The sequence below is a fragment of the Pseudocitrobacter cyperus genome, from assembly GCF_039889165.1.
Classification (GTDB): domain Bacteria; phylum Pseudomonadota; class Gammaproteobacteria; order Enterobacterales; family Enterobacteriaceae; genus Pseudocitrobacter; species Pseudocitrobacter cyperus.
This window is the reverse complement of sequence record NZ_JAYMYY010000002.1, coordinates 233,873-259,369: the sequence shown is the minus strand read 5'-3', so window position 1 is coordinate 259,369 and position 25,497 is coordinate 233,873. Positions and strand designations below refer to the sequence as shown.

At 53.9% G+C, this 25,497-nt stretch carries 22 protein-coding genes and 1 pseudogene; 21 read left to right on the top strand and 2 right to left on the bottom strand.

Annotation, left to right across the window (positions count from 1 at the left end; all coding sequences use genetic code 11):
* The first annotated feature begins 181 nt into the window (after positions 1 to 181).
* From VSR74_RS09965 to nhaR, 14 genes are all read left to right on the top strand, one after another.
* On the top strand, positions 182 to 3,202 hold the full coding sequence (locus tag VSR74_RS09965; protein WP_347794583.1) for a chitinase: 3,021 nt from the start codon (positions 182 to 184) through the stop codon (positions 3,200 to 3,202).
* Positions 3,203 to 3,454: 252 nt separating this feature from the next.
* On the top strand, positions 3,455 to 4,162 hold the full coding sequence (locus tag VSR74_RS09960; protein WP_411914247.1) for a winged helix-turn-helix transcriptional regulator: 708 nt from the start codon (positions 3,455 to 3,457) through the stop codon (positions 4,160 to 4,162).
* A gap of 301 nt (positions 4,163 to 4,463) precedes the next feature.
* On the top strand, positions 4,464 to 5,006 hold the full coding sequence (locus tag VSR74_RS09955) for a fimbrial protein BcfA (RefSeq protein WP_347794581.1): 543 nt from the start codon (positions 4,464 to 4,466) through the stop codon (positions 5,004 to 5,006).
* 63 nt (positions 5,007 to 5,069) lie between these two features.
* A complete protein-coding gene (locus VSR74_RS09950; protein ID WP_347794580.1) occupies positions 5,070 to 5,789 on the top strand; it encodes a fimbria/pilus periplasmic chaperone in 720 nt (239 codons plus the stop codon).
* Between the two features lie 3 nt (positions 5,790 to 5,792).
* Positions 5,793 to 8,369: a fimbrial biogenesis usher protein gene (locus VSR74_RS09945; RefSeq protein ID WP_347794579.1), complete on the top strand. Its 2,577-nt coding sequence runs from the start codon at positions 5,793 to 5,795 to the stop codon at positions 8,367 to 8,369.
* Positions 8,370 to 9,377 carry a fimbrial protein BcfD gene (locus tag VSR74_RS09940; RefSeq protein ID WP_347794578.1) on the top strand — a complete coding sequence of 336 codons (1,008 nt, stop codon included), beginning with the start codon at positions 8,370 to 8,372 and terminating at the stop codon, positions 9,375 to 9,377.
* Positions 9,378 to 9,920 carry a fimbrial protein BcfE gene (locus VSR74_RS09935; protein ID WP_347794577.1) on the top strand — a complete coding sequence of 181 codons (543 nt, stop codon included), beginning with the start codon at positions 9,378 to 9,380 and terminating at the stop codon, positions 9,918 to 9,920.
* A gap of 9 nt (positions 9,921 to 9,929) precedes the next feature.
* Positions 9,930 to 10,442 (top strand): fimbrial protein, encoded by a 513-nt coding sequence (locus tag VSR74_RS09930; protein WP_347794576.1) that lies wholly within the window; start codon positions 9,930 to 9,932, stop codon positions 10,440 to 10,442.
* Positions 10,435 to 11,130, top strand: a complete 696-nt coding sequence (locus VSR74_RS09925; protein WP_411914250.1) for a fimbria/pilus periplasmic chaperone — start codon at positions 10,435 to 10,437, stop codon at positions 11,128 to 11,130. Before VSR74_RS09930 ends, VSR74_RS09925 begins: the two co-directional genes overlap by 8 nt.
* A gap of 59 nt (positions 11,131 to 11,189) precedes the next feature.
* Positions 11,190 to 12,044, top strand: coding sequence for a DsbA family protein (locus VSR74_RS09920; protein ID WP_347794574.1), 855 nt, complete (start codon positions 11,190 to 11,192; stop codon positions 12,042 to 12,044).
* Positions 12,044 to 12,427 carry a hypothetical protein gene (locus tag VSR74_RS09915; protein WP_347794573.1) on the top strand — a complete coding sequence of 128 codons (384 nt, stop codon included), beginning with the start codon at positions 12,044 to 12,046 and terminating at the stop codon, positions 12,425 to 12,427. Before VSR74_RS09920 ends, VSR74_RS09915 begins: the two co-directional genes overlap by 1 nt.
* A 200-nt stretch (positions 12,428 to 12,627) precedes the next feature.
* Positions 12,628 to 14,718: a glycosyl hydrolase family 18 protein gene (locus VSR74_RS09910; protein WP_347794572.1), complete on the top strand. Its 2,091-nt coding sequence runs from the start codon at positions 12,628 to 12,630 to the stop codon at positions 14,716 to 14,718.
* A gap of 158 nt (positions 14,719 to 14,876) precedes the next feature.
* Positions 14,877 to 16,046, top strand: a complete 1,170-nt coding sequence (gene nhaA / locus VSR74_RS09905; protein WP_347794571.1) for a Na+/H+ antiporter NhaA — start codon at positions 14,877 to 14,879, stop codon at positions 16,044 to 16,046.
* A 36-nt stretch (positions 16,047 to 16,082) separates the two neighbouring features.
* Positions 16,083 to 16,979: a transcriptional activator NhaR gene (nhaR, locus tag VSR74_RS09900; RefSeq protein WP_347794570.1), complete on the top strand. Its 897-nt coding sequence runs from the start codon at positions 16,083 to 16,085 to the stop codon at positions 16,977 to 16,979.
* Positions 16,980 to 17,043: 64 nt separating this feature from the next.
* On the opposite strand, the gene rpsT is transcribed toward nhaR, so the two are convergent.
* Complete coding sequence (rpsT, locus tag VSR74_RS09895; RefSeq protein ID WP_041686324.1) at positions 17,044 to 17,307, bottom strand: 30S ribosomal protein S20; 264 nt, start codon at positions 17,305 to 17,307, stop codon at positions 17,044 to 17,046.
* A 106-nt stretch (positions 17,308 to 17,413) separates the two neighbouring features.
* Here rpsT and VSR74_RS09890 point away from each other — a divergent pair.
* The 7 genes and pseudogenes from VSR74_RS09890 (at position 17,414) to rihC (ending at position 24,460) form a co-directional block, all read left to right on the top strand.
* Positions 17,414 to 17,630 (top strand): annotated as a pseudogene (locus VSR74_RS09890) (DUF2575 domain-containing protein).
* A 7-nt stretch (positions 17,631 to 17,637) separates the two neighbouring features.
* Entirely contained in the window at positions 17,638 to 18,576 is a 939-nt protein-coding gene (ribF, locus tag VSR74_RS09885) for a bifunctional riboflavin kinase/FAD synthetase (protein ID WP_347794569.1), read from the top strand.
* A gap of 40 nt (positions 18,577 to 18,616) precedes the next feature.
* A complete protein-coding gene (gene ileS / locus VSR74_RS09880; protein ID WP_347794568.1) occupies positions 18,617 to 21,466 on the top strand; it encodes an isoleucine--tRNA ligase in 2,850 nt (949 codons plus the stop codon).
* The gene (lspA, locus tag VSR74_RS09875) at positions 21,466 to 21,963 is read left to right on the top strand and encodes a signal peptidase II (RefSeq protein ID WP_347794567.1); all 498 of its coding nucleotides are present in this window, start codon (positions 21,466 to 21,468) and stop codon (positions 21,961 to 21,963) included. Before ileS ends, lspA begins: the two co-directional genes overlap by 1 nt.
* Positions 21,964 to 22,076: 113 nt before the next feature.
* Positions 22,077 to 22,526 (top strand): FKBP-type peptidyl-prolyl cis-trans isomerase, encoded by a 450-nt coding sequence (gene fkpB / locus VSR74_RS09870; protein WP_015965981.1) that lies wholly within the window; start codon positions 22,077 to 22,079, stop codon positions 22,524 to 22,526.
* 1 nt (position 22,527) lies between these two features.
* The gene (ispH, locus tag VSR74_RS09865; RefSeq protein WP_347794566.1) at positions 22,528 to 23,478 is read left to right on the top strand and encodes a 4-hydroxy-3-methylbut-2-enyl diphosphate reductase; all 951 of its coding nucleotides are present in this window, start codon (positions 22,528 to 22,530) and stop codon (positions 23,476 to 23,478) included.
* Between the two features lie 67 nt (positions 23,479 to 23,545).
* Entirely contained in the window at positions 23,546 to 24,460 is a 915-nt protein-coding gene (rihC, locus tag VSR74_RS09860) for a ribonucleoside hydrolase RihC (RefSeq protein WP_347794565.1), read from the top strand.
* 49 nt (positions 24,461 to 24,509) lie between these two features.
* Here rihC and VSR74_RS09855 read toward each other — a convergent pair whose 3' ends face one another.
* Positions 24,510 to 25,448 (bottom strand): LysR family transcriptional regulator, encoded by a 939-nt coding sequence (locus VSR74_RS09855; RefSeq protein ID WP_347794872.1) that lies wholly within the window; start codon positions 25,446 to 25,448, stop codon positions 24,510 to 24,512.
* Positions 25,449 to 25,497: the final 49 nt, after the last annotated feature.

Below are 25,497 nucleotides of genomic sequence, written 5' to 3'. Positions count from 1 at the left end.
TCTTTTTTCATGAAAGATGTCAATAAGTTGGCTCTGTGACTGATTTATCTACTCTCTTCGCCAAATAGATTACGGCTCATTAGAAATATGATGTTTTGTGATTAGCCAGAGGGATGAGGGCGCAGGAAGATGCGCGCAGCAGAATTGTCTGCCCCAAATTCAAACTTAAAAGGATATTAAAGTGGCTACCAGCAAAGAAGTTAAAGGAGCATCAGCACCCACCGTTACGATTAAAACCAGCAAAATCAATGTACAAAGCTGGTATCAGAAGGTGACGGTAACGCTGACTAACAGCAGCGACAGCGCTGTTGATATCAACCATGCGCAGATCTGTTTTCGTGCATCCGGCCATCCCGATCCGTGGGGCAATATTGGCGGAACCCTGAAAGGCAACCAGCCGTTGACGCTACATGATGAACCGCAGGGCAATGTGGATGCCAACACCATCACCATTAATAACAGCGGCGCGCTGTTACTCCACCCGGGGAAAAGCGGCACCCTCTTTTTTAGTTTTGCTTCTACTCAGGTTCCGCTGGTGATGTCCGACTTTTCACTGAAGCTGGTTGGTATGCCAGAGGAGCAAGAAGAAGAGGATATTGAACAGCCGGAAGAAGAGATAAAGCCCGCGCCACAGCCTGAACCAGAGAAAATCCCTGAACCGGTTAGCGGAGAGGGCATCACGATTAGCGCCAGCGAACTTAATCGCACAAGCTGGTATCAGCGCGTGGTATTCACGATTGCTAATCACTACAGTTGCGCTATCGATTTGAATAAGCTGAACATTCAGTTTACTGCCAGCGCCCATCCCGATCCTTACAGCCCGTTTGCGGGCAGCGCACTGGGCGATCAGGCTCCAATACTCGCCAGTGACGGGGGATGGCCTGTCGAGAAAAACAGCATCACTCTGCATAACAGCGCAGAAAAAATGCTGCCCACAGGTCGCAGCGCAACGCTGGAGTGCTATCTGGCGGCGACGCAAACGCCGCTGGTGTTCTCTGATTTGCAGGCGACGCTGGCCCGCGATCCTGGTCGTCAGGGAAAAATCGTGTTGAGCTTTCCGTCGCTTGCCAGCGAGCTAAAACCGATGGTCGAACTGCTGCATGCTGATGGCAAGAGCCAGATGCTTACCGGCAATTGGGGCGAATCTCTGAGCATAGATAACCTGGCGGCAGGGCAATACCGTGTGCGGGTACTTACCCTGCAAAATGAGGTGATGCAGCTTGCGCCGGTTGACGAGATGATTGCCGTGACGCTTCTCTCGTCGGCTGATGTTCAGTACTGCCAGGTGGCTTATCAGCCGGTGGTGATGTTCGCCAGCGCCGAACTTATGCTCGCCTGCTCGCCGCTGACGGGCGGCGAAGTGACGGCGGAGATCTGGAGTGATGACGGAAAATGCGTCCGCACGCTTCCCCTTACGGTGGGAAACGCGGCGAAGGTGGAGACGCTGATTTCGGGTCAGCGTTATGAAATACGTCTGCTGTCTACAGTAATTAATAACCAAATCATCACCACGCCAGCTCATGCCGTCAGCTTTGTGGCGACGACCGGCGAAGCCTGTCACGTTAGCGTAGGTTTCCAGCAAACAGCCGTCGACACGCACGGTTTCGTCAATGTGCGAGCAACGGTTCTGGGTCTACCCGAGGGCGTGGGGCCGCAACGCTACCGTCTGCGTACCCGCAGTGGACAAGGTGAATTTCAGTATGTTGTGGCGCTGCAAAGCGACAGCTTCCAGCAAACGCTGCCATTTATTGTCTCTCCTGGGCAGTACAGTGTTGAGGTGGCGGATGTAAGCTGGCAGGGCGGGCGCTGGCGCTGCGAAGCGCTCCAGCCGTTGCGTCTGTTACAGGCCACTAACGCGATAACCCTCTCTTTTGAAAAGAGTATCCCGCTTCAGGTTCGTGGCTGGCCAGCTTATCTGGCGCACGGCGGCGTCACGGTGAATGCCGCAGAAACGACAACCCTGTATCGCGATGTGCCTTTCAGCGCGCTGTTTAAGTACGATGGTTTTGATGGCGGCGGCGACCCCATTCCCGCACGGGAGATGGATCTCAACGGCGATGGTTTCCTGGATGCGAATCTGCTGCCAGTGCATAAAACGGTGGCATTAACCCGCCAGATCGAGAAAGAAGCGAAGCGCGCCGTTATGCCGGTGATGGTTATCTATACGGCTAACGCCAGCGGGGGAAGCGCCCTCAGCGATTTGCAGGATAATCAAAAGCTGCACAATCACTTTGGCAATTTTATAACCCAGTGCCTCACCGCGCAGTCATATAAAGATGCAGAACATCCGGTTCCGGCCACCTTTGTGCTGAATCCCGATTTCCTTGGTGCGATTGAACAGGAGCCTTACGGCTACACTGTCGTGCGGCAAAAAAACAGCGTGCAGGTAAATGCGCAACTGGCTGCTGCCGTGCGTGAACTGGCGTCCCTGCCTGGCTTTAACGCCCCGGCGCTGCCTGTTTTTAGTGATGACCTCTACGGTTATGTGCAGGCGATCAACTACATCGTGCGCCATTTTGCGCCAGATGTGGCGTTTGGCTGGCAAACCAACGTCTGGGCGACGGGGACGGCCGACTGGCTGCTGCGGGATAATGCCGATCCGCTGGCGCAGGGCAATCAAATCGCCGATTTTATTCAGGAGCTCGGCGTCTATACCGGACACTACATCCCTGACTTTATCGCCTTCGATAAATTTGAACGCGACTGTTTCAGTCCCGATGCTATTGCACACTATGCCTGGAATGCGCGCTGCTGGCTGAACTATCTGGAGATGGTCAGGCAAACGGCGAAGCGGCTCAGCGCACCGGCGATGCTATGGCAAATTCCCGGAGGACACATGCCGACGATCGATGAGGGCACCAGCAAACTTACTGCAACGCACTTTGCTTCCGGTGGTACGTTCTTTATGGGCGACAAAAGAATAGGCAGCAATATCGCAGCGATCACCCCGGATCTATTGAACAGCGCCCTGAACCCTGCGACCTACGGCGTTTCGACGGTTGGCCAATTCCTGGCGAAAGACCAGGGCTACGACTGGGGACAAATGCAGGCTCTGAATCTGCCGGACTACAATGTGTTCTCCGTGTTATGGGGCGGCGGTTCGACGGTCAGCATTACAACTATTCACTCGAATGGTGAAGATGGCGGCTGGCTGGCCGACAAAATGCGCGAATATTATGCCGCGCCGCGTTATTTTTATTGATGTCTGATGTGGCTGGCGATCCTGTTTTAGGATCGCCTTTTCTAACGATTAAGTTACGAGTTGTTTAACTAATTAAAATAAATGATAAGAATGTACTCAATTGAATGATGGTTGTGTTACGGATTACCTGTTTTTAGTTTTGTTTATCAACAATTATCCGCTTGGATAAAGTATTTCTATAAAATGATGTTATTTATAATTAATTGATTGCCCTGTTTTTGTCAGATATCTTCTTTTTTACCTCTCTATAACTTGATGAAAATAATGAAATTTAACATCATCGAAAACAATAATGATAATATATTGCATTCGTTCCTTTTTTCCCAGCAAACAAAACCTTATGCAGCAATAGATGGGTTGTTTTCGGCTTTCATGCCGATCAGTAAACCGTTACGGCTTGAGGCTGGTGCTGAGTTTCCGTTAGGAACGAGTAAAGAGAATGCGGAGCTGGTGTTGCTTGAGGATGGCATTTGTTCGTTTTGTCATGGAGAGAGCCAGATTCACATTACGACGATCTTTGCCCCTTCCGTGGTAGGGCTTGTCGATGGCTACGCCTTGACCTGCGAAGCGCCAAGCTGGCCGCAACACTATTTACTGGCTGAGACCCGCTGTCTGGGGCGTACTGTCAGTGTGATGGATTTTATCCGCGTGGCTAATGAACAGTCGCTGTGGCATGACGTGGCGCAGATCCTCGCACACCGCCTGGTGTTTATGAGTGCGCGAGGCAAAGAGATGATCGGCGTCGATTCTTATATAAAAGTCAGAGCGCTACTGATTGAGGCCTGGGCCTATCCTGAAGCCTATCGTAGCCAGATAAGTATTATGAGTTTCATTCAGCGACGCACCGGGCTTTCCCGTAGCCGAATTCTGAAGATCCTTTCAGAATTAAAGAAAGGAGGCTATATCGATATTGAAACCGGGAGGCTAATCTACGTCCGAAAACTTCCTTTAGCCTATTAACAGGAATAATTTCAGTCGTGATTATTTATAATTATTTTTCAGAATATCATCACGTTATCACCAGTCCTTTAAAGGATGCTTTATTGAGTTGCAACTAAATGTGCTATTTATAATAATTAAATCGCATGTTGAGTGCGCATTGTATTTTAAATAACTCACAGATGAATACTCGAGCGGGTTTGATATCCGTCGTGAGAACTCATCACATTTTTCTTGAGGAAAAAAAGAGACCGCGAGCGTAGGGGGGAGACGGCGCTCGCTATTTTAAATCAGCTCAATTTAATTCTATTTAAGGGAACGTATGAAAAAGCCTATTTTAGCTATTCTGATTGCCGCTTGCGCGGCTGGCGGGACATCCATTACCGCACTGGCGGATACCGCGACGGTTTCCGGTGGTACCGTTAATTTCGTCGGTCAGGTAGTGGATGCCGCCTGCTCAGTGTCAGCAGACTCCGTTGATCAGACCGTGACGCTGGGCCAGGTGCGATCCACCAAATTAACCGCCGCGGGTATGACTGCAAATCAGAAAGAAGATTTCACCATCAAGCTGGAAGATTGCGACATCTCCACCACTCAGAATGCTGCGGTTATTTTTAACGGCCAGGAAGACCCTTCCCAGACCGGCGCGCTGGCAAATACGGCAGGCGCTGGTTCAGCAACCAACGTGGCGTTGCAGCTTTATGGCCCGGATGGTCAGACACTTAACGTCGGTGATACCTCGTCCGCGATTACCCTGATTCAGGGGGAGAACACGATTCCGCTGAGCGTGGACTACATCGCGACGGGGACGGCCACGGCAGGTAATGTTGCCGCGACGGCAACCTTCAGCATGGTTTATTCCTGATTTTGTCCCCACCGCCCTTTGTCGGCAAAGGGCGGGTTAAGGCCTCACCCTGAAAGATTAAAAATGAAATCATTCGTCTCCACACCCTTTTTACGGCGTATTCGACGCCTTTTTCCCGTGCTTATCGTCGCCGCGTTGACGCCAGGTATTGCCCCCGGTGCTTACGCAGGCGGTGTGGCGCTGGGCGCAACGCGAGTTATCTACCCTCAGGGTGATAAGCAAACGTCGCTACCGGTCAGCAATTCTTCTGCCAGCAACGTCTTCCTGATTCAGTCCTGGGTGGCGAACGCCGATGGCAGCCGCTCGGGGGATTTTATTATTACGCCGCCGTTGTTTGTGCTGTCGCCGCAAAAAGAGAATGTACTGCGCATTATGTATGTGGGGCCGACGCTGCCTGGCGACCGGGAGAGTGTGTTCTTTCTCAACAGCAAAGCCATTCCCTCCGTGGATAAGCGCAAACTTCAGGGCAATACGCTGCAAATTGCGACCCAGAGCGTGATCAAACTCTTCGTCCGTCCAAAGAATTTACCCACACCTTCGACGGCCGCGCCCGCGTCGTTACGCTGCGATCGGCAGGCGGGGAAGATCACGGTAAATAATCCCTCTCCTTACTATGTCTCACTGGTTGAACTGCGTGTCGGGTCGTCAAAGCTTGCGAATACCATGGTTGCGCCAATGGCGAGCCTTACGTTAAACACGGCGGGTAAAAGCGGGAAGTTTACCTTCCAGACGGTGAATGATTTTGGCGCCAATACGCCCGTGCAAAGCTGTAAGGGCGCGTAACTTATGCATGTTGCGAGACCGGGGATTCGGGGCTGGCTTACGCCTGTCGCACTGGCGGTGATGGGCGTGCTGATCGTGCAAAAAGGCTGGGCGGAAAACTATTTCAACCCGGCGTTTCTCTCTGATGACCCCTCAGCCGTGGCGGATTTGTCGCATTTCGATAATAGCGAGCAGATGCCCGGTACTTATCGCGTTGATATCTATCTCAATACGGCGCTATTCGCCACCCGTGACGTCAGGTTTCACGCCGTAAAAGCGGCGGTGGACAATAGCGGGCTTGCCGCCTGTCTGACGCCGGAAATGCTGGCGCAGATGGGTGTCGATTTACCTGTCCTGATGGCGCATAAGCAGTCGGGCTGCATCGATATTGCGCAGGCAATCCCGGCGGCGACGTCGCATTTTGATTTTGCCAACCAGCGGCTGGATATCAGCATCCCGCAGGCGGCGCTGAAGAATGACGCGCGCGGCTACATTCCTCCTGAGCAGTGGGATGAGGGCATTAATGCACTCCTCCTGAATTACACTTTTACCGGCAGCCACAACAGTGACCATAGTGAGGAGGGCGAAGATAGTGATAGCCACTTCCTCGGCCTGAACAGCGGACTGAACCTGGGGCCGTGGCGGCTGCGTGATTATAGTACCTGGAACCAGGACAGCGGCGGCGACGATCGCGGCCGCTGGCAACATATTAATACCTACCTTAAGCGCGACATCATCCCGTTGAAGGGGGAGTTAACCGCCGGAGATAGCTACACGCCGTCTGATGTTTTCGACAGTCTGCCGTTTCGCGGCGTGCAGGTCGCCTCGGATGACAATATGTTACCGGATAGCATGAAAGGTTTTGCGCCCACCATCCACGGCATTGCCAAAAGCAACGCGCAGGTCACTATCCGCCAGAATCACTATGTTATCTACCAGAGCTATGTGCCGCCGGGCGCGTTCACGATTAACGATCTCTATCCCACCTCATCGAGCGGTGATTTAACCGTTGAGGTGAAGGAGTCTGACGGCAGCGTCAGCAGCTACAACGTGCCTTACTCCGCCGTTCCCATTCTTCAGCGTGAGGGGCGGGTGAAATATGCCCTTACCGTGGCGAAATACCGGGGCGATAGCAGCGAGAAAGAGGATGTCGGTTTTGGCCAGGGCACGCTGCTGTGGGGGCTGGCGCACGGCATAACGCTCTATGGCGGGGTGCAGGCATCTTCCCGTTATCGTGCGGGCGCGCTGGGCAGCGGCGTTAATCTTGGCGATCTCGGCGCGGTGTCGCTGGATATTACCCAGGCATACAGTCAGCTTGCCGACAACAGCGATCACCAGGGGCAATCCATTCGTTTTCTCTATGCCAAATCGCTTGCGGTAACGGGAACTCATGTCCAGTTACTGGGGTATCGCTACTCGACCTCCGGTTTTTACACGCTTGATGAAACCACCTGGAAACAGATGAGCGGTTATACCGGCGATGAGGATGACGAGGATGAGAAAGCGGACTGGAGCAACTACTACAGCCTCTATTACACCAAACGCGGCAAGGTGCAGATTAACGTGTCTCAGCCGTTGGGTAAGCTGGGCTCCGTTTTTGTCACCGGCAGCCAACAGAGTTACTGGCACACGGATGAGACGCAAACCCTGATGCAGGTGGGGTACAGCGATGTGCTGGCCGGTATCAACTGGAGCCTGACGTACAACGATACTCACTCTCCGGGCGACGCGCAGCATGACCGGATGCTGGCGCTGAGCCTCTCATTGCCAGTGGGACAGTGGTTACATCCTGGCGGCGATGCGCAGCAAGCGCACCACAATGTCTACGCCACCTACAGCACCAGCAGTGATAACCATCACAGCGTCTCGCAAAACGCCGGTATCAGCGGCACTTTGCTTGAGGACAACAACCTGAGTTACAGCGTGCAGCAGGGCTATCAAAACCAGGGCGTTGGCCGCAGCGGTACGGCGAGCCTGGAGTATGACGGCGCTTACGGAAATCTCTCGCTGGGCTATAACGACAGCCAGAACGGTGATTACCAGCAGGTGAACTATGGCCTGAGCGGAGGGATCGTCGCGCACTCTCACGGAATCACCCTGAGCCAACCGCTCGGCGACACTAACGTGCTGATCGCCGCACCCGGCGCGGATGATGTGAAAGTGGACGATCAGCCGGGGATCCACACCGACTCGCGCGGCTACGCGGTGGTGCCCTATGCCACGACCTATCGGGAAAACCGCATGGCGCTGGATGTGAACTCCATGCCAGACAACGTGGATATCGACGACGCTGTAACCAGCGTGGTGCCGACTGAGGGGGCGCTGGTGCGCGCGTCCTTTAAGGCGCGGGTCGGGGAGCGGGCGCTATTAACGCTACGCCATCTCGGTAAAGCGGTGCCGTTTGGCGCCACGGCGGTGAGTGGAGACAGCGGAGAAGAGTCTATCGTCGGTGAACACGGCGAGCTTTATCTGGCCGGGCTGGCGCCGCAGGGCATGATTTCCGCGCAGTGGGGGCGTAACCCGGATCAGCGCTGTACAGCGCGTTATCAACTACCGGCGGCCTCGGAACTGCTGGTGCGTCAAACGGTGGATTGTCAGTAAATGAAGAGATGTCGAATTATCCTGCTTATTGTCGGTTTTCTGGTCGCACGCAGTAGCTTCGCCGTGATATGTCAAAACGCAACGGGCACGCCCACAAGCGTTGATTATGATTTAACCACCACCTTGACAGCAGCACAAAACCAGGTGGGCAATACGGTGCAACTGCTGAGAAGCCAGGATGTGAACGTGCAGGCTATCTGCCCGGCAGATATGGGAGGTACGGGGATAACTTATCGTTCTTACGCTACGCAATATCCGGTGGTGGAGGTGGTTGGCAACTGGAAATATCTGCAACTCGATCCTGACTATCTGGAAGGGGCGATGGAGATTGAAGACTCTTCTGCGGGCAATTTTTATCCCCCGATTAATTACGTCCAGATGGGATACGACAATAACGTTGACCGGGGAACCCCTTTTTACGTGCATGATTCCAATCTGGTTTTCCAGCTAAAAATCGTCAAACCATTTGTGGGGACGGTAAACATCTCACCAAAAACAATGTTTAGCGTATATGTCACGACGACCCCCAGTGATGCCTTATCCAGCGTGGTTTACAACATCGTCTATAGCGGCAGCATCACGGTGCCGCAAAGCTGTGAAATTAATGCCGGGCAAACGGTGCTGGTGGATTTCGGCTCACTCTACAGTGGTGATTTTATTCGTGCGGGTCAGAAACCGGTCACTGTGCGGGCAAAAACGTTTCGTGTGCCAGTGAAGTGCAGCGGTGTGGATTCGCAGGTGAATTTGAGTATGCGCCTCGAAGCGACGCCGGACAGTCACTTCACGCAGGCGATCGCCTCGGATAACCCGGACGTCGGCGTGGTCGTTACTGATTCACAAGGCACGATTCTGACGCCCAACGATGCGGGCAGCGTCATTCCTTTCGTAACCGATGATATGGGGAACGCCAGCCTGACGATGCAGGCCTATCCGGTTAGCACGACCGGGCAGACGCCTGCGGAAGGGCAGTTTACCTCGCTTGCCAGCCTGCGGGTGGATTTCGACTAAATGAACAGCAAACACATCGCCTTTGTCAGCGTCGGCTGCGCATTGCTGGCCTGTGCCACGGCGCGGGCGGATGACGCCTACAATCTCGAACTGACTGGCACTATCGTGGCGCAAACCTGCAACGTGGATGTCTCCAGCCTCAACCAGACCATCGATCTGGGCGCATTTTCCATACACGATTTCCCGACGCCCGGGACAACCAGCAAATTTAAGCCCTTTAACATCAACCTGAAAAACTGCTCGCGCGGCATTACCGGCACCAGAGTCTGGTTTAGCGGCATCGCGGATAACGACAACCCGGCGCTGCTGGCGCTATCGGATACGGGAATGGGCAACGAAACCATTATGGCGACAGGCATTGGCGTGGAGCTGCTGGATGACGATCAAAACCCTATCAACATTAACAACACCACTTCGACGACATTTCCGCTGAAAGCAGGGCGCAATACGCTCTCTTTTTATATCCGTTACAAATCGACGTTACCGCAGGTGACTTCGGGTAACGCCACGGCGGTGATGTATTTCGATCTTGAGTATCAATAAGGAACGGCAATGAAATACTGGATAGTGCTCTGGCTTATGTTGGCGGTGGCCGGTGCGCAGGCGCATGACGGTCGGGTTAATATTACCGGCACGATTGACGACAATACCTGCACTTTGTCTCCTGATTCACAGAATTTCACCGTTGAGATGGGACAGGTATCCAACCGTCAGTTTTATCATGCCGGCGATGGTGGGGCGTATGTACTGTTCACAATTAATCTGGAAGATTGCGGCAGCACCGCCAGTGGCGTCAGCGTCAGTTTTAGCGGGGCAGCGGACAGCCTCAACCCGATCCTGCTGGCGCTAACGGGCGGGGCGGATAGCGCCTCTGGCGTCGGTATCGCTCTCTATAACGGAGACAAAACGCCGGTTGCACCGGGAGATATCAGCAATCTTCAGCCGTTAATTCCAGGCCAGGCGACGGCCCGCCTGAACTTCTATGCGCGCTATGTCGCGGACGGCGCTACCGTTACCCCCGGTTCGGCAAATGCTTCTGCGACCTTTGTTCTTAACTATGCGTAGCATCGGGTTATGTGTTGTGGCGCTCCTGCTGCTGTGCGCCTTGCCAGCACGGGCGGGCGTAGTGATCGGCGGGACGCGCTTTGTCTATCGGCAAGAACAACATGCTCTGAATGTGCCGCTGCGCAATGCATCGGACAGCGCCTGGCTGGTCGTCACCCGGGTGCAGTCGGCGGCGCGCTGGCCGGGAGCCAGGGTTACTGCCGCCGAAGCTTTTGTCGTGGTACCGCCGATTTGCGTCCTTGCTGGCGGCCAGGAGAATACGCTGCGCCTGATTCGCACGGCGTCGCCGTTACCGACGGATCGTGAAAGCCTGTTCACGCTGAGCGTGGCGACGGTACCTTCCGGAAAAGTGGACGGAAATCGCGTGCAGATGGGCGTCCGTTCGGCGCTGAAGCTAATTTATCGCCCGTCGGGGCTGGCGGGGGAGCCGCAGCAGGCTTACCGGCAATTGCGATGGTCTGCGGGGCGAGGGCTATCGGTCAGTAACCCTACGCCGTACTACGTCACGCTTTTCAATCTCAGCATCAACGGAAAGACGCTGGATAATCCGGGGGTTGTCGCCCCTTTCTCAACCCGAAGCCTGAGCCGTGAATTGCCGGGCAAAGTGATACAGCTTCGCTGGCAAACGCTTAACGACTATGGGCGGGTTATGCCGCCGATCACCGCCCATCCGCTTCGGGTTCCTTAACTTCACGGCGCATTGCCTGCAGTGCGCTGATTTTTAACTATCCGCTATGAGAACAGAGTATGACGATTCATCGTATAAAACTGCGCCATCTGGCCGCGCTGATGGCGCTTGCGTGGGCGACATCCGCCAGCGCCAAAGAGAGCAACGCCTTCAGTACTGAACAACAGACGCAAATTGGTCAAATTGCCGAAAGTTACCTGACGGCGCACCCCGATAAAATGGGGCAGGCCATTTCGACGTATCTGGCAGACCATCCGGAATTTCTTATCGCTGCCAGCGAGAGTTTGCGCCAGCGCCAGCAGGTGGCTCAACAGCAGGCCTATACCCAGATGGCGCTGGAGTACCGCGACGATCTGCTGAGTACGCAAAGCCCGTCCGTCGGCCCGAAAACAGCCAAAGTGGCGGTGGTGATGTTCTTCGATTACCAGTGTTCGTGGTGCAGTAAAATGGCGCCGGTGGTTGAACAGGTCATTAAGGCCAACCCGGATGTGCGTTTTGTGTTTAAGGAGCTGCCGATTTTTGCCTCCCGCTGGCCGGTTTCCGGACTGGCGGCGCGCGTCGGTGAACAGGTGTGGCTCGGCAAGGGCGGAGAAGCCTACCTCCAGTGGCACAATGCGCTTTATGCCACTGGCAAAGTGGAAGGGTCGATGACCGAACAGGATGTTTACACCCTGGCGCAGCACTACCTGACTACCGGGCAACTGGATGCTGTTAAGCACATGCAGGAAAATGGGCCGATTCATGATGCACTTCTCGCCAATCAGGGGCTGGCCAATCATATGAACTTTGGCGGCACGCCGGATTTTGTGATTATGCCGCAGGGTGACAACCCGGATGTGCAGAGAATTACCGTCATCCCTGGTAGTACGACCCAGGATATGCTGCTGATGGCAATTCAAAAAGCGAAAGGCTGATGACCGGAGAGGGGGTGTCCATCATCGGGCATCATCCCTCTCACCATGGGCTCAATGAGGGCAAAGAGATGGATAAACGAAAACATCACGGGTGTGTCAGCATGATAAATAGCCGTTCAGTTATCCTGATGCTCTATTTTCTTTCTGCCGCTGTTATTGCCAGGGGCGTATCGCAAATTCATTTTTCCGGCGCGGTTATTGAATCTGGCTGCTGGCATGAACCAGGTACGGTAGAAATTCTTTGCCAGAAGAAAAATACCGTTGAGCATCATCTTATTGTAGAAAATTTAACAACGACTATTTCTTCGCACAACGTAACGGTAGAGCAGCATTATCTTGATGAAGATAAACTTCTCACCGTTTTTCGTATTATTTATGACTAACCCAGGTCAGGCAGTTCGTTCAGAACTGCCTCATTCCACCTCATTTGACGCATCACAATATCATTCCCGCCGCCGGTGTTATTTCGAGAGAGTTAGTGATTAGCCATTTTTTTGTCCTGCCCGATTATGGCCTCAAGCAGAACGAACTGCGAGAAACATACACGTTTAAGACAACATTCAATTTTAAAAGGAAATTTAAAATGGCTACCAGCAAATTAATTAAAGGCGACACTCTGACTGAAACCAGCAATGCAGCAGATGGCTTTAACCCGGCAACCGAAACTGAAAAGTTTAGCTATACCTCCGCTCGTGTAGCGAAACCGGTTTATAACCAATATAAAGCAAACGTGGCTAAACCAAAGGTATTCGGCTACTTCACCGACTGGTCTCAGTATGATTCCCGTCTGCAGGGTGACGATATTCCGGCAAACCGCGGCCGCGGCTATGACCTGATGAACGTCTCTCCGACTGCATACGACAAAATCATTGCGGGCTTCGTCGGGATCGTCGGCTTCCACAAAGTTGATGGTCAGTATCGTGATGTGGTTGCCGAAGCGGCTGAGCTGTGCGGCAAAGTGAAATATGAGCCGACCTTCCTGGATCCGTGGGGCGACTTCCAGTCTTACATCAACGTTGGCCACGATGTTAGCGGTTGGGACGTTGACCCGAAAACCGTCACCCAGGCTAACTGCAAAGGCTTCCTCGGCGGTCTGCGCGACCTGCAGGCGAAAGCGAAAGCACAGGGCCACACTCTGGCGCTCTCTATGAGCATCGGCGGCTGGACGATGAGTAACGGCTTCCACGAGATGGCGTCCGCGGACTCTTCGCGGAAAATCTTCGCCAAAGGCGTGGTGAAACTGTTCAAACAGTTCCCGATGTTCAGCGAAGTGGATCTGGACTGGGAATACCCGAACGCAGAAGGCGCCGGCAACCCGCACGGTGAGAAAGATGGCGAAAACTATGCGCTGGTGATTGCAGAACTGCGTAAGCAACTGGACGCGGCAGGCCGTAGCGATGTGAAAATCTCCATTGCGGCTTCTGCGGTGGTTTCCACTCTGGAGTACTCCAACGTGAAAGCGTTGATGGCGGCAGGTCTGCACTACATCAACGTGATGACCTATGACTTCTTCGGTACGCCGTGGGCAGAAACCCTGACTCACCACACCAACCTGAAAGCGCTGGAAAAAGGCGCGTGGGCAGTGGATACCATCGTTGATCACCTGCTGGCGGAAGGTTTCCCGGCCGATCGCATCAACATCGGTTACGCAGGTTACACCCGTAACGGCCGTAACGTGGAGATCGAATCCCTGTCTCCGCTGAAAGGCACCTATAATGCAGGTACAGGCACCACCACCGGTACGTTTGAATCCGGCACCAACGAATGGTACGACGTGATTTACAACTATCTGGATCTGGAAAACAAGAAAGGTCGTAACGGCTTCAACGTTTACACCGACCAGGTTGCGGATGCCGATTACCTCTACAACCCGACTTCTAAGCTGTTCATGTCGCTGGATACGCCGCGCAGCGTGAAAGCGAAGGGCGAATATGCCGCGAAACTGGGTCTGGGCGGTCTGTTCACCTGGACTGTCGATCAGGACAACGGCGTGCTGGTTAACGCAGCGCGTGAAGGCCTGGGTTATGAAATCAGCAAAGAGGTCATCGATATGGATCCGTTCTATTTCGAAGGCATCAACGTTGAACCAGGCGAGAAAACGGAAGAGGAAACGCAGAAAGTTAACCATGCTCCGAAAGCGGCTATTGCGCTGCTGGTGGTGGGCGGCTCTCGCGTACAACTCTCTGGTGAAGGCTCTTCTGACGAAGACAATGATGATCTGACCTTTAGCTGGGGTGTGCCGACTGCGATTACCGTGGCTGATAAAGCGCAGAAAGTGATCGAGTTCGTGGCGCCGGAAGTTAGCGTGAAGACCGAATACCAGTTCACGCTGTTTGTTCGTGACTCCTGGGGCGAGCCGTCAACGCAGCAGCGTTTTGTACTGACCGTGGTTCCGGCTCTGAGCGAAGTGAAACCACAGCCGCAGCCGGAAGAGGAAGAAGAGGAGACGATTGTTCCTCAGCCGGAAGAGCAGGAAGAAACGCCGGCGGAAGAAGAGAAAGCCGCACCGTATGCGCAGTGGAACGCCAATACTATTTATGGCGCGAACTGGGGCTCTTTCGAAATCGTTAGCTGGAAAGGCCACAACTACCAGGTTAAGTGGTGGTCTCAGGGGAACCAGCCAGACACCAACTGCGGTAACGGAGGAGCATGGACTGACCTCGGCGCTTACTAAAAATGTGATTCAACGTTAAAACCGAAACCCCATGCTTGCATGGGGTTTATTGCTTCGTAAAAACTGAACTATAATCCAGAAATAATCTGTTTTTACCGATCTTTCTTTCGCGATACATTAGTCTTATCGATGAATGAGCAGTAAAAGAGAGAGTAAAAGTGAAACATCTACAGCGTTTCTTTCATAGTGATGCATCCGGCGGAATTATCCTGATCCTGGCTGCGAGCCTGGCGATGCTGCTGGCTAACATGGGGGCGACGAGCGGCCTCTATCACGCTTTCCTTGAGACTCCGGTGCAACTGAAAGTCGGCGTCCTCGAAATTAATAAAAACATGCTGTTGTGGATTAACGATGCGCTGATGGCGGTCTTTTTCCTGCTGATTGGTCTTGAAGTGAAGCGCGAAATGGTCGAAGGGGCGCTGGCGACGCGACGCCAGGCTATCTTCCCGGTAGTTGCGGCGCTGGGCGGCATGGTCGTACCGGCGCTGGTCTATCTGGCGTTTAACTACCAGGATCCTGTCGCCAGCGGCGGTTGGGCAATCCCGGCGGCGACGGATATCGCTTTTGCGCTGGGCGTGCTGGCGTTGCTCGGTAGCCGTGTTCCGGCATCGTTAAAAATCTTCCTGATGGCGCTGGCGATTATTGATGATTTGGGCGCGATTGTGATCATTGCGCTGTTCTACACCAATGACCTGTCGCTGCTATCGCTGGCGGTGGCTGCGGTGGCGATTGTGCTGCTGGCTATCCTGAACGTCAGCGGCGTGCGGCGTACCGGGCTCTATATTCTGGTGGGCGTCATTCTCTGGACGGCGGTGCTGAAATCGGGCGTTCACGCCACGCTTGCCGGGGTGATTGTCGGCTTCTTTATTCCGCTAAAAACGGAAAACGGTAAATCACCGGCCAAACAACTGGAGCATGTGCTACATCCCTGGGTGGCGTTTATGATTCTGCCGCTGTTCGCCTTCGCCAATGCCGGAGTATCGTTGCAGGGCGTTACGCTGGAAGGTCTGACCTCGCTGCTGCCGCTCGGCATTATTGCTGGCCTGTTTATCGGTAAGCCGCTTGGGATCTCCCTGTTCTGCTGGCTGGCGCTGAAGTTTAAGCTGGCCCGCCTGCCGGAAGGCGCAAGCTTCTCACAGATTATGGCGATCGGCCTGCTGTGCGGTATCGGTTTTACCATGTCGATCTTTATTGCCAGCCTTGCGTTTGGTACGGTGGATCCCGAACTGATTACCTGGGCGAAACTGGGTATTCTGCTGGGCTCTTTATTGTCTGCGGTGGTGGGATACAGTTTGTTGCGTATGCATCTGAAGCCTGAGCAGGCATAATTAGTGTGAATGTTTTATTCAGGGAGGAAATCAGGCATGTCGCACATTAATTACAATCATCTCTATTATTTCTGGCACGTCTATAAAGAGGGCTCAGTCGTTGGCGCGGCTGAGGCGCTCTATCTCACGCCACAGACCATCACCGGGCAGATCAAAGCGCTGGAAGAGCGGCTACAGGGCAAACTGTTTAAACGTAAGGGGCGTGGCATTGAGCCGAGTGAACTGGGTGAACTGGTGTTTCGCTACGCCGACAAGATGTTCACCCTGAGTCAGGAGATGCTCGATATCATCAATTACCGTAAAGAGTCGAACCTGCTGTTTGATGTGGGCGTGGCGGATGCGCTCTCAAAACGGTTAGTGAGCAGTGTGCTGAATGCGGCGGTGGTGGAAGATGAACAAATTCACCTGCGCTGTTTTGAATCTACCCACGAAATGCTTCTGGAGCAGCTCAGCCAGCACAAGCTGGATATGATTATCTCCGATTGCCCCATCGACTCGACTCAGCAGGAAGGGCTGTTTTCGGTGAAAATTGGCGAGTGTGGTGTCAGCTTTTGGTGTATGAATCCACCGCCGGAGAAACCGTTTCCCGCCTGCCTGGAAGAGCGCCGCTTGTTAATTCCTGGCCGCCGATCGATGCTCGGACGTAAGCTGCTGAACTGGTTTAACACTCAAGGCCTGAAGGTGGAGATCCTCGGCGAGTTTGACGATGCGGCATTAATGAAAGCCTTTGGCTCCGCGCACAACGCGATTTTTGTTGCGCCGACTCTTTACGGGCAGGATTTTTTTGCCGATGGCAACATTATCGAAATCGGGAGGATGGAAAACGTGATGGAAGAGTACCACGCTATTTTTGCCGAAAGGATGATTCAGCATCCGGCGGTGCAGCGTATCTGTAATCAGGATTATTCAGCGCTGTTTGCGCTTTCCCACTAAACTGCAGACGTAAAAAAACCCGCACAAGGCGGGTTTTTTCAACAAAGCGATAACAAGCAGGCGATTAAGCCAGTTTGTTGATCTGAGCGGTCAGGTTTGCTTTATGACGCGCAGCTTTGTTTTTGTGGATCAGACCTTTAGCAGCCTGACGGTCCACGATCGGTTGCATTTCGTTAAATGCTTTAACTGCAGCAGCTTTGTCGCCAGCTTCGATTGCTGCGTATACTTTCTTGATGAAAGTACGCATCATAGAGCGACGGCTTGCGTTGTGCTTGCGAGCCTTTTCAGACTGAACGGCGCGCTTCTTAGCTGATTTGATATTAGCCAAGGTCCAACTCCCAAATGTGTTCTATATGGACAATTCAAAGGCCGAGGAATATGCCCGTTTAGCCTTCTTTTGTCAATGGATTTGTGCAAATAAGCGCCGTTAATGTATCAGCGCTTCATTACGTATTGATGGCGCAGGATTCTACCAGCTTGTGGGCGATGAATACAGCCTTTCCGGCATAAAATTCGCACGACTGGCACAGATTTTCTTGCCTTTTATGTTGATGCTGATGAAATCATTGTCTCTTTCCCTGTACAAGGTGCAATCGGCGGTTAACGTCGACTGCTGTACAAGGTATACTTTGGCGATTTTCACTCTTTTGAGCCAGACATGAAGCTGATACGCGGCATACAAAATCTCAGTCAGGCCCCGCACGGGTGTGTGCTGACCATTGGAAATTTCGACGGTGTGCATCGTGGACACCAGGCGTTGCTACAGGGTCTGCGTGCCGAAGGGCGTGCGCGTAACTTGCCTGTCGTGGTGATGATTTTTGAACCGCAGCCGCTGGAACTGTTTGCCGCTGATAAGTCGCCCGCGCGCCTGACGCGCCTGCGCGAAAAACTGCGTTATCTGGCCGAGAGCGGCGTCGATTATGTCGTTTGTCTGCGTTTTGATCGTCGCTTTGCCGCGCTGAGCGCACAGGACTTTATCCGCACTCTTTTGGTGAAGCGTTTAGGCGTTCAGTTTCTGGCGGTGGGTGATGATTTCCGCTTTGGCGCTGGTCGTCAGGGTGATTTCTTGTTATTACAGAAGGCGGGCGCTGAGTTCGGCTTTGATGTCACCAGTACGCAAACTTTCTGCGAAGGCGGCGTGCGCATTAGCAGCACCGCCGTGCGCCAGGCGCTGGCGGATGACCAGCTCGAACTGGCTGAAAATTTACTGGGGCATCCTTTTACTATCTCCGGGCGCGTGGTGCACGGCGATGAATTAGGGCGCACCATCGGCTTCCCGACGGCAAACTTACCGCTGCGTCGTCAGGTCTCCCCGGTTAAAGGGGTGTATGCGGTAGAAGTGACGGGGCTTGGCGACAAATCCTATAAAGGCGTCGCCAATATCGGTACCCGCCCAACCGTTGCGGGTGTGCGTCAGCAACTGGAAGTCCATCTGTTGGACGTTGTAATGGATCTTTACGGTCGCCATATAGACGTTATCCTGCGTAAAAAGATACGCAATGAGCAGCGATTTGCTTCGCTGGATGAGCTAAAAGCGCAAATCGCGCGTGACGAATTAACGGCCCGCGAATTTTTTGGGCTTTCAAACCCGGCTTAATGCCTGAATAAGTACGTTTAAATACGGAATCGAGAATCTAATGAGTGACTATAAATCTACCCTGAATTTGCCGGAAACAGGGTTCCCGATGCGTGGCGATCTCGCCAAACGCGAACCGGGAATGCTGGCGCGTTGGACCGAAGATGACCTGTACGGCATCATTCGTGCCGCGAAAAAGGGCAAAAAAACCTTCATTCTGCATGATGGCCCTCCTTATGCGAACGGCAGCATTCATATTGGTCACTCGGTAAACAAGATTCTCAAAGACATTATTATTAAGTCCAAAGGTCTGGCGGGTTACGACTCTCCGTATGTACCGGGCTGGGACTGCCACGGTCTGCCGATTGAACTGAAAGTTGAGCAAGAGTTCGGTAAGCCGGGCGAGAAGTTCACTGCCGCAGAATTTCGCGCCAAATGCCGCGAATACGCAGCAGGCCAGGTGGATGGTCAGCGTAAAGACTTTATCCGCTTAGGCGTGCTGGGTGACTGGCAGCACCCGTACCTGACCATGGATTTCAAAACCGAAGCCAACATCATTCGTGCGCTCGGTAAAATCATCCACAACGGCCACATGCTGAAAGGCGCGAAGCCGGTTCACTGGTGTGTCGACTGCCGTTCAGCGCTGGCTGAAGCGGAAGTGGAATACTATGACAAAACCTCTCCGTCCATCGACGTGGCGTTCCACGCGGTTGATGCGGATGCGGTAAGCGCGAAATTCGGCGTCGCTAACGTCAAAGGCCCGGTTTCTCTGGTTATCTGGACTACCACCCCGTGGACTTTACCGGCTAACCGCGCGATTTCGCTCTCTAAAGAGTTTGATTATGTGCTGGTGCAGGTGGAAGGCCAGGCAGTGATCGTGGCGAAAGATCTGCTCGATAGCGTGATGAAACGTATCGGCGCGGCAGATTACACCGTGCTGGGTACCGTAAACGGCGCAGAGCTTGAACTGATGCGCTTCCAGCATCCGTTCATGGGCTTCGACGTGCCGGCTATTCTGGGCGACCACGTAACGCTGGACGCGGGTACCGGTGCGGTTCATACCGCCGGTGGCCACGGCCCGGACGACTACACCATCAGCCAGCAATACGGTCTGGAAATCGCTAACCCGGTTGGCCCGGACGGCGCTTACCTGGCGGGGACTTACCCAGGTCTGGACGGCGTTAACGTCTTTAAAGCGAACGATAAAATCGTTGAACTGCTGCAAGAGAAAGGCGCACTGCTGCACGTAGAAAAAATGCAGCACAGCTATCCTTGCTGCTGGCGTCACAAAACGCCGATCATCTTCCGTGCGACCCCGCAGTGGTTCATCAGCATGGATCAAAAAGGCCTGCGTATTCAGTCGCTCAAAGAGATCGACCGTATCGAGCAAGAGGGTCTGGCAAAAGAGAACCTGAGCGGTTGGATCCCGGCATGGGGTAAAGCGCGTATTGAGTCGATGGTGGCGAACCGTCCTGACTGGTGTATCTCCCGTCAGCGTACCTGGGGCGTGCCGATGTCGCTGTTCGTGCATAAAGACACCGAAGAGCTGCACCCGCGTACCACTGAGCTAATTGAAGAAGTGGCGAAATACGTTGAGAAAGACGGTATCCAGGCGTGGTGGGATCTCGACCCGCGTGACATTCTCGGCGATGACGCAGACAACTACGTGAAAGTGCCGGATACCCTGGACGTGTGGTTTGACTCCGGGTCAACCAGCTACTCCGTAGTGGATGCTCGCCCTGAATTTGGCGGCCATACGCCGGATATGTATCTGGAAGGTTCCGACCAACACCGCGGTTGGTTCATGTCTTCTTTGATGATCTCCACGGCGATGAAAGGCAAAGCACCTTACCGTCAGGTACTGACCCACGGCTTCACCGTTGATGGTCAGGGCCGCAAGATGTCGAAATCTATCGGCAACACCGTTTCGCCGCAGGACGTGATGAACAAACTGGGCGCGGATATTCTGCGTCTGTGGGTAGCATCTACCGACTACACCGGTGAAATGGCGGTTTCTGATGAAATCCTCAAACGCGCCGCCGACAGCTATCGTCGTATCCGTAACACCGCGCGCTTCCTGCTGGCGAACCTGAACGGGTTCGATCCGCTGAAAGACATGGTGAAACCGGAAGAGATGGTGGTTCTGGATCGCTGGGCGGTGGGCTGTGCGAAAGAAGCGCAGGAAGATATCCTGAAAGCTTACGAATCCTACGATTTCCACGAAGTGGTACAGCGCCTGATGCGCTTCTGCTCCGTTGAAATGGGGTCGTTCTATCTCGACATCATCAAAGATCGCCAGTACACCGCGAAAGCAGACAGTGTGGCGCGTCGTAGCTGCCAGACCGCGCTGTACCATATCGCCGAAGCGCTGGTGCGCTGGATGGCGCCGATCATGTCCTTCACCGCAGATGAAATCTGGGGCTACCTGCCGGGCGATCGCGAGAAATACGTCTTCACCGGCGAATGGTACGAAGGTCTGTTTGGCCTCGGCGAAACCGAAGCGATGAACGACGCCTTCTGGGACGTTCTGCTGCAGGTGCGTGGCGAAGTGAACAAGGTTATCGAACAGGCGCGTGCGGATAAGAAAGTCGGCGGTTCTCTGGAAGCGGCTGTTACCCTGTACGCGGAACCGGAACTGGCGGCGAAACTGACTGCGCTTGGCGAAGAACTGCGATTTGTCCTGTTGACCTCGGGTGCCAACGTTGCGGAATATAACGCAGCACCTGCTGATGCTCAGCAGAGCGAACTGCTCAAAGGGCTGAAAGTGGCGCTGAGCAAAGCCGAAGGTGAGAAGTGCCCGCGCTGCTGGCATTACACTCAGGACGTCGGCAAGGTGGCGGAACACGCAGATATCTGTGGACGCTGTGTCAGCAACATCGCCGGTGATGGCGAAAAACGTAAGTTTGCCTGATGAGTAAATCGATGTGTTCAACAGGGCTACGCTGGCTGTGGCTGGTGGTGGTCGTGCTGATTATCGATCTGGGCAGTAAATTCCTGATCCTCCAGAACTTTGCTCTGGGGGATACGGTACCGCTGTTCCCGTCGCTTAATCTGCATTATGCGCGTAACTATGGCGCGGCGTTTAGCTTCCTCGCCGACAGCGGCGGCTGGCAGCGCTGGTTCTTCGCCGGTATCGCTATCGGTATCAGCGTGGCGCTGGCGGTGCTGATGTACCGCTCGAAGGCCACTCAGAAGCTCAATAACATCGCTTATGCGCTGATTATTGGCGGCGCGCTGGGTAATCTGTTTGACCGCCTATGGCACGGCTTTGTGGTCGATATGATCGACTTCTACGTCGGCGACTGGCACTTTGCCACCTTCAACCTGGCCGATAGCGCAATCTGCGTCGGCGCGGCGTTGATCGTGCTGGAAGGTTTTATACCTTCCAAAGAGAAAAAAGCTGCATAAAAAAATGCCGGAGGGCGCTGGCGCTTATCCGGCTTACAATATAACGCGATCCTTGTTTGCCCGGTAAGCGTAGCACCACCGGGCAAACAGGTTGCAACTTAGAGCAAACCTGCATGTCTGAATCTGTACAGAGCAACAGCGCCGTTCTGGTGCATTTCTCACTGAAACTCGATGACGGTTCTACCGCCGAATCGACCCGCAACAACGGCAAACCAGCGCTGTTCCGCCTGGGCGATGGCTCGCTCTCTGAAGGGCTGGAACAACATCTGCTGGGCCTGAAAGCGGGTGACAAAAAAGAATTTTCCCTGGAGCCGGATGCCGCCTTTGGCGTCTCGACGCCAGACCTGATTCAGTACTTCTCCCGCCGTGAATTTATGGATGCGGGCGAACCTGAAATCGGCGCAATCATGCTCTTTACCGCTATGGATGGCAGCGAAATGCCAGGCGTGATCCGTGAGATTAACGGCGACTCTATCACCGTTGATTTCAACCATCCGCTGGCTGACCATACCGTTCATTTTGATATTGAAGTACTGGAGATCGATCCGGTACTGGAGGCCTGAAATGCAGATCCTGTTGGCTAACCCGCGCGGTTTTTGCGCGGGGGTAGACCGCGCTATCAGCATTGTTGAAAACGCGCTGGCGATTTACGGCGCGCCAATCTACGTGCGTCACGAAGTGGTTCATAATCGCTATGTCGTTGACAGCCTGCGCGAGCGCGGGGCGATTTTCATCGAACAGATAAGCGAAGTGCCGGACGGCGCGATTCTGATTTTCTCCGCTCACGGTGTTTCTCAGGCTGTGCGCAACGAAGCGAAAAGCCGCGATCTGACCGTCTTTGACGCTACCTGCCCGCTGGTGACTAAAGTCCATATGGAAGTCGCCCGCGCCAGCCGTCGTGGTGAAGAGTCCATTCTGATTGGCCACGCAGGGCACCCGGAAGTGGAAGGCACCATGGGCCAGTACAGCAACCCCGAAGGGGGCATGTACCTGGTGGAATCGCCGGAAGATGTCTGGACGCTGGAGGTTAAAAACGACGCCAAACTGTCGTTTATGACTCAGACCACGCTGTCGGTGGATGATACTTCGGATGTTATCGATGCGCTGCGTCAGCGCTTCCCGAAAATCGTCGGCCCGCGTAAAGACGATATCTGCTATGCCACCACCAACCGTCAGGAAGCTGTGCGCTCGCTGGCGGAACAGGCTGACGTGGTGCTGGTCGTGGGTTCGAAAAACTCCTCCAACTCCAACCGCCTGGCGGAACTGGCGCAGCGGATGGGCAAAGCGGCCTATTTGATTGATGATGCGACAGACATCCAGGAAGAGTGGGTGAAAGAGGCCGCCTGCGTCGGCGTTACCGCAGGCGCATCCGCGCCGGATATTCTGGTGCAGAATGTGATTGCGCGCCTGCAAACCCTCGGCGGCGGCGAAGCGATTCCGCTGGAAGGCCGTGAAGAGAACATTGTCTTCGAAGTGCCGCGCGAGCTGCGTGTGGATGTTCGTGAAGTCGAGTAAGTTATTCCCTTCATAAATATGACAATATGCCAGACTTAATGTCTGGCATTTTTTTTATGGAGGAAATATGCGCCTGCCGATTATTCTCGATACCGATCCCGGCATTGACGATGCCGCTGCCATTGCGGCTGCTTTGTTTGCCCCGGAACTGGATCTCCAGTTAATGACCACCGTAGCGGGCAACGTTTCCGTCGAAAAAACCACATGTAACGCCCTTCAGTTGCTGCATTTCTGGGAGGCTAACGTTCCGCTGGCTCAGGGGGCGGCAAAGCCGCTGGTGCGCCCGCTGCGCGATGCGGCCTATGTGCACGGGCAGTCCGGTATGGAAGGTTACGACTTTACGGAACATCAGCGCCAGCCGCTGGAGAAACCGGCGTTTATCGCCATTCGCGATGCGCTGATGCACTCACCTGAGCCTGTCACGCTGGTTGCCATCGGCCCGCTCACCAATATCGCGCTGCTGCTCTCTCAGTATCCGGAGTGCCAGTTTAATATTCGTCGCCTGGTGATGATGGGCGGCTCCGCCGGGCGGGGTAACTTCACGCCGAATGCCGAATTTAACATCGCCATCGATCCGGAAGCGGCTGCGCAGGTCTTCCGGAGTGGGCTGGAAATCGTGATGTGTGGGCTGGATGTGACTAATCAGGCGGTACTTACGCCGGACTATCTGGCGACGCTACCCAATCTCAACAAAACCGGCGGCATGTTGCACTCACTTTTTAGCCACTACCGCAGCGGCAGCATGCAAAGCGGCCTGCGCATGCATGACCTGTGTGCCATCGCCTGGCTGGTGCGCCCTGAACTTTTCACTTTGCAGCCATGCTTTGTGGCGGTGGAAACCCAGGGGGAATATACCGCCGGTACGACGGTTGTCGACATTGAGGGGCGGCTTGGCCAACCGGCTAATGCACTGGTGGCGCTGAAGCTGGATGTTGACGGTTTTCGTCAATGGGTGGCTGAGGTTATCGCGCGGGCACCGTAAAACTATGCGGTTATCCCGATGGTCGGGGTATCCGCTTGTCTTTTGGAAGTTAAGCCGTTGCCGAGGGATCTACGACGTTACGCCATAACGTCTCTGTTTCATCAGTCCACATCAACAGGAGTAATGATGCGAAGCGCTCCGCGGCTTCTGAGAGAGGGCGATCTTTTACGCGGATCATGCCCAGGGTTCGCCTGATTACGGGCTCAACAAGAGGAATGCTTACGACCGTGCTATTCCCATTATTCGGCATGGCCAGACACGGCAACGCTGAAACCCCCAGCCCGGCCTCGACCAACCCGAGGGACGTTGATAAGTGCCTGACTTCATAAAACCAGTCCAGTTTCCATGGCTTATCTGCAAGACTCCTCTCTATTAGCTGCCTGTTGCCGCTGGATTTCCTGACGCCAATTAACGTTTGTGTGACAAGTTCCCGCCATTCGACAAGTTTTCTGCTTGCCAGCGGATGATCGTGCCTGCAAGCCAGCACGAACGGTTCATTAACCAGAGGGATAAAATCGACTTCCGGATATGTGATGAAGTTCATATTTATGCCGAAGTCGACATCTCCTTTACGCACTGAATCCAGGCAGTTTTCTATACCTTGTTCATAAATTCGGACTTTGATATTGGGGTAGCGCTGATTAAATTGAACGATGGCGCGGGGGAGAAAGTAAAACACCGCCGTCGGGATGCAAGACAGCGTTACCGTATCATGCAGACTGGAGGTGAGATCGCTGATATTGAAAATAGCGGCATCAAGGCTGGCAATCAACGATTTGGCCTCGGGAAGGAGCGTTTTCCCGGCAGGCGTAAGTGAGATTTTACGTGTCGTTCTTTCAAACAGAGAGAGATTGAGATTGCTCTCTATCTTTTTAATCTTTCTGGTTAATGCTGGCTGGGTCAGGTTCAATTGTTCAGCCGCTTTGCTGAAAGATCCTAACTCAGCAATAGTGACAAAGGCCTTCATTCCTGAAAGTTCATTCTTCATCATGACTCCGAAACCAGTAATAAGCACAGTATTTATGAATGATAGATAT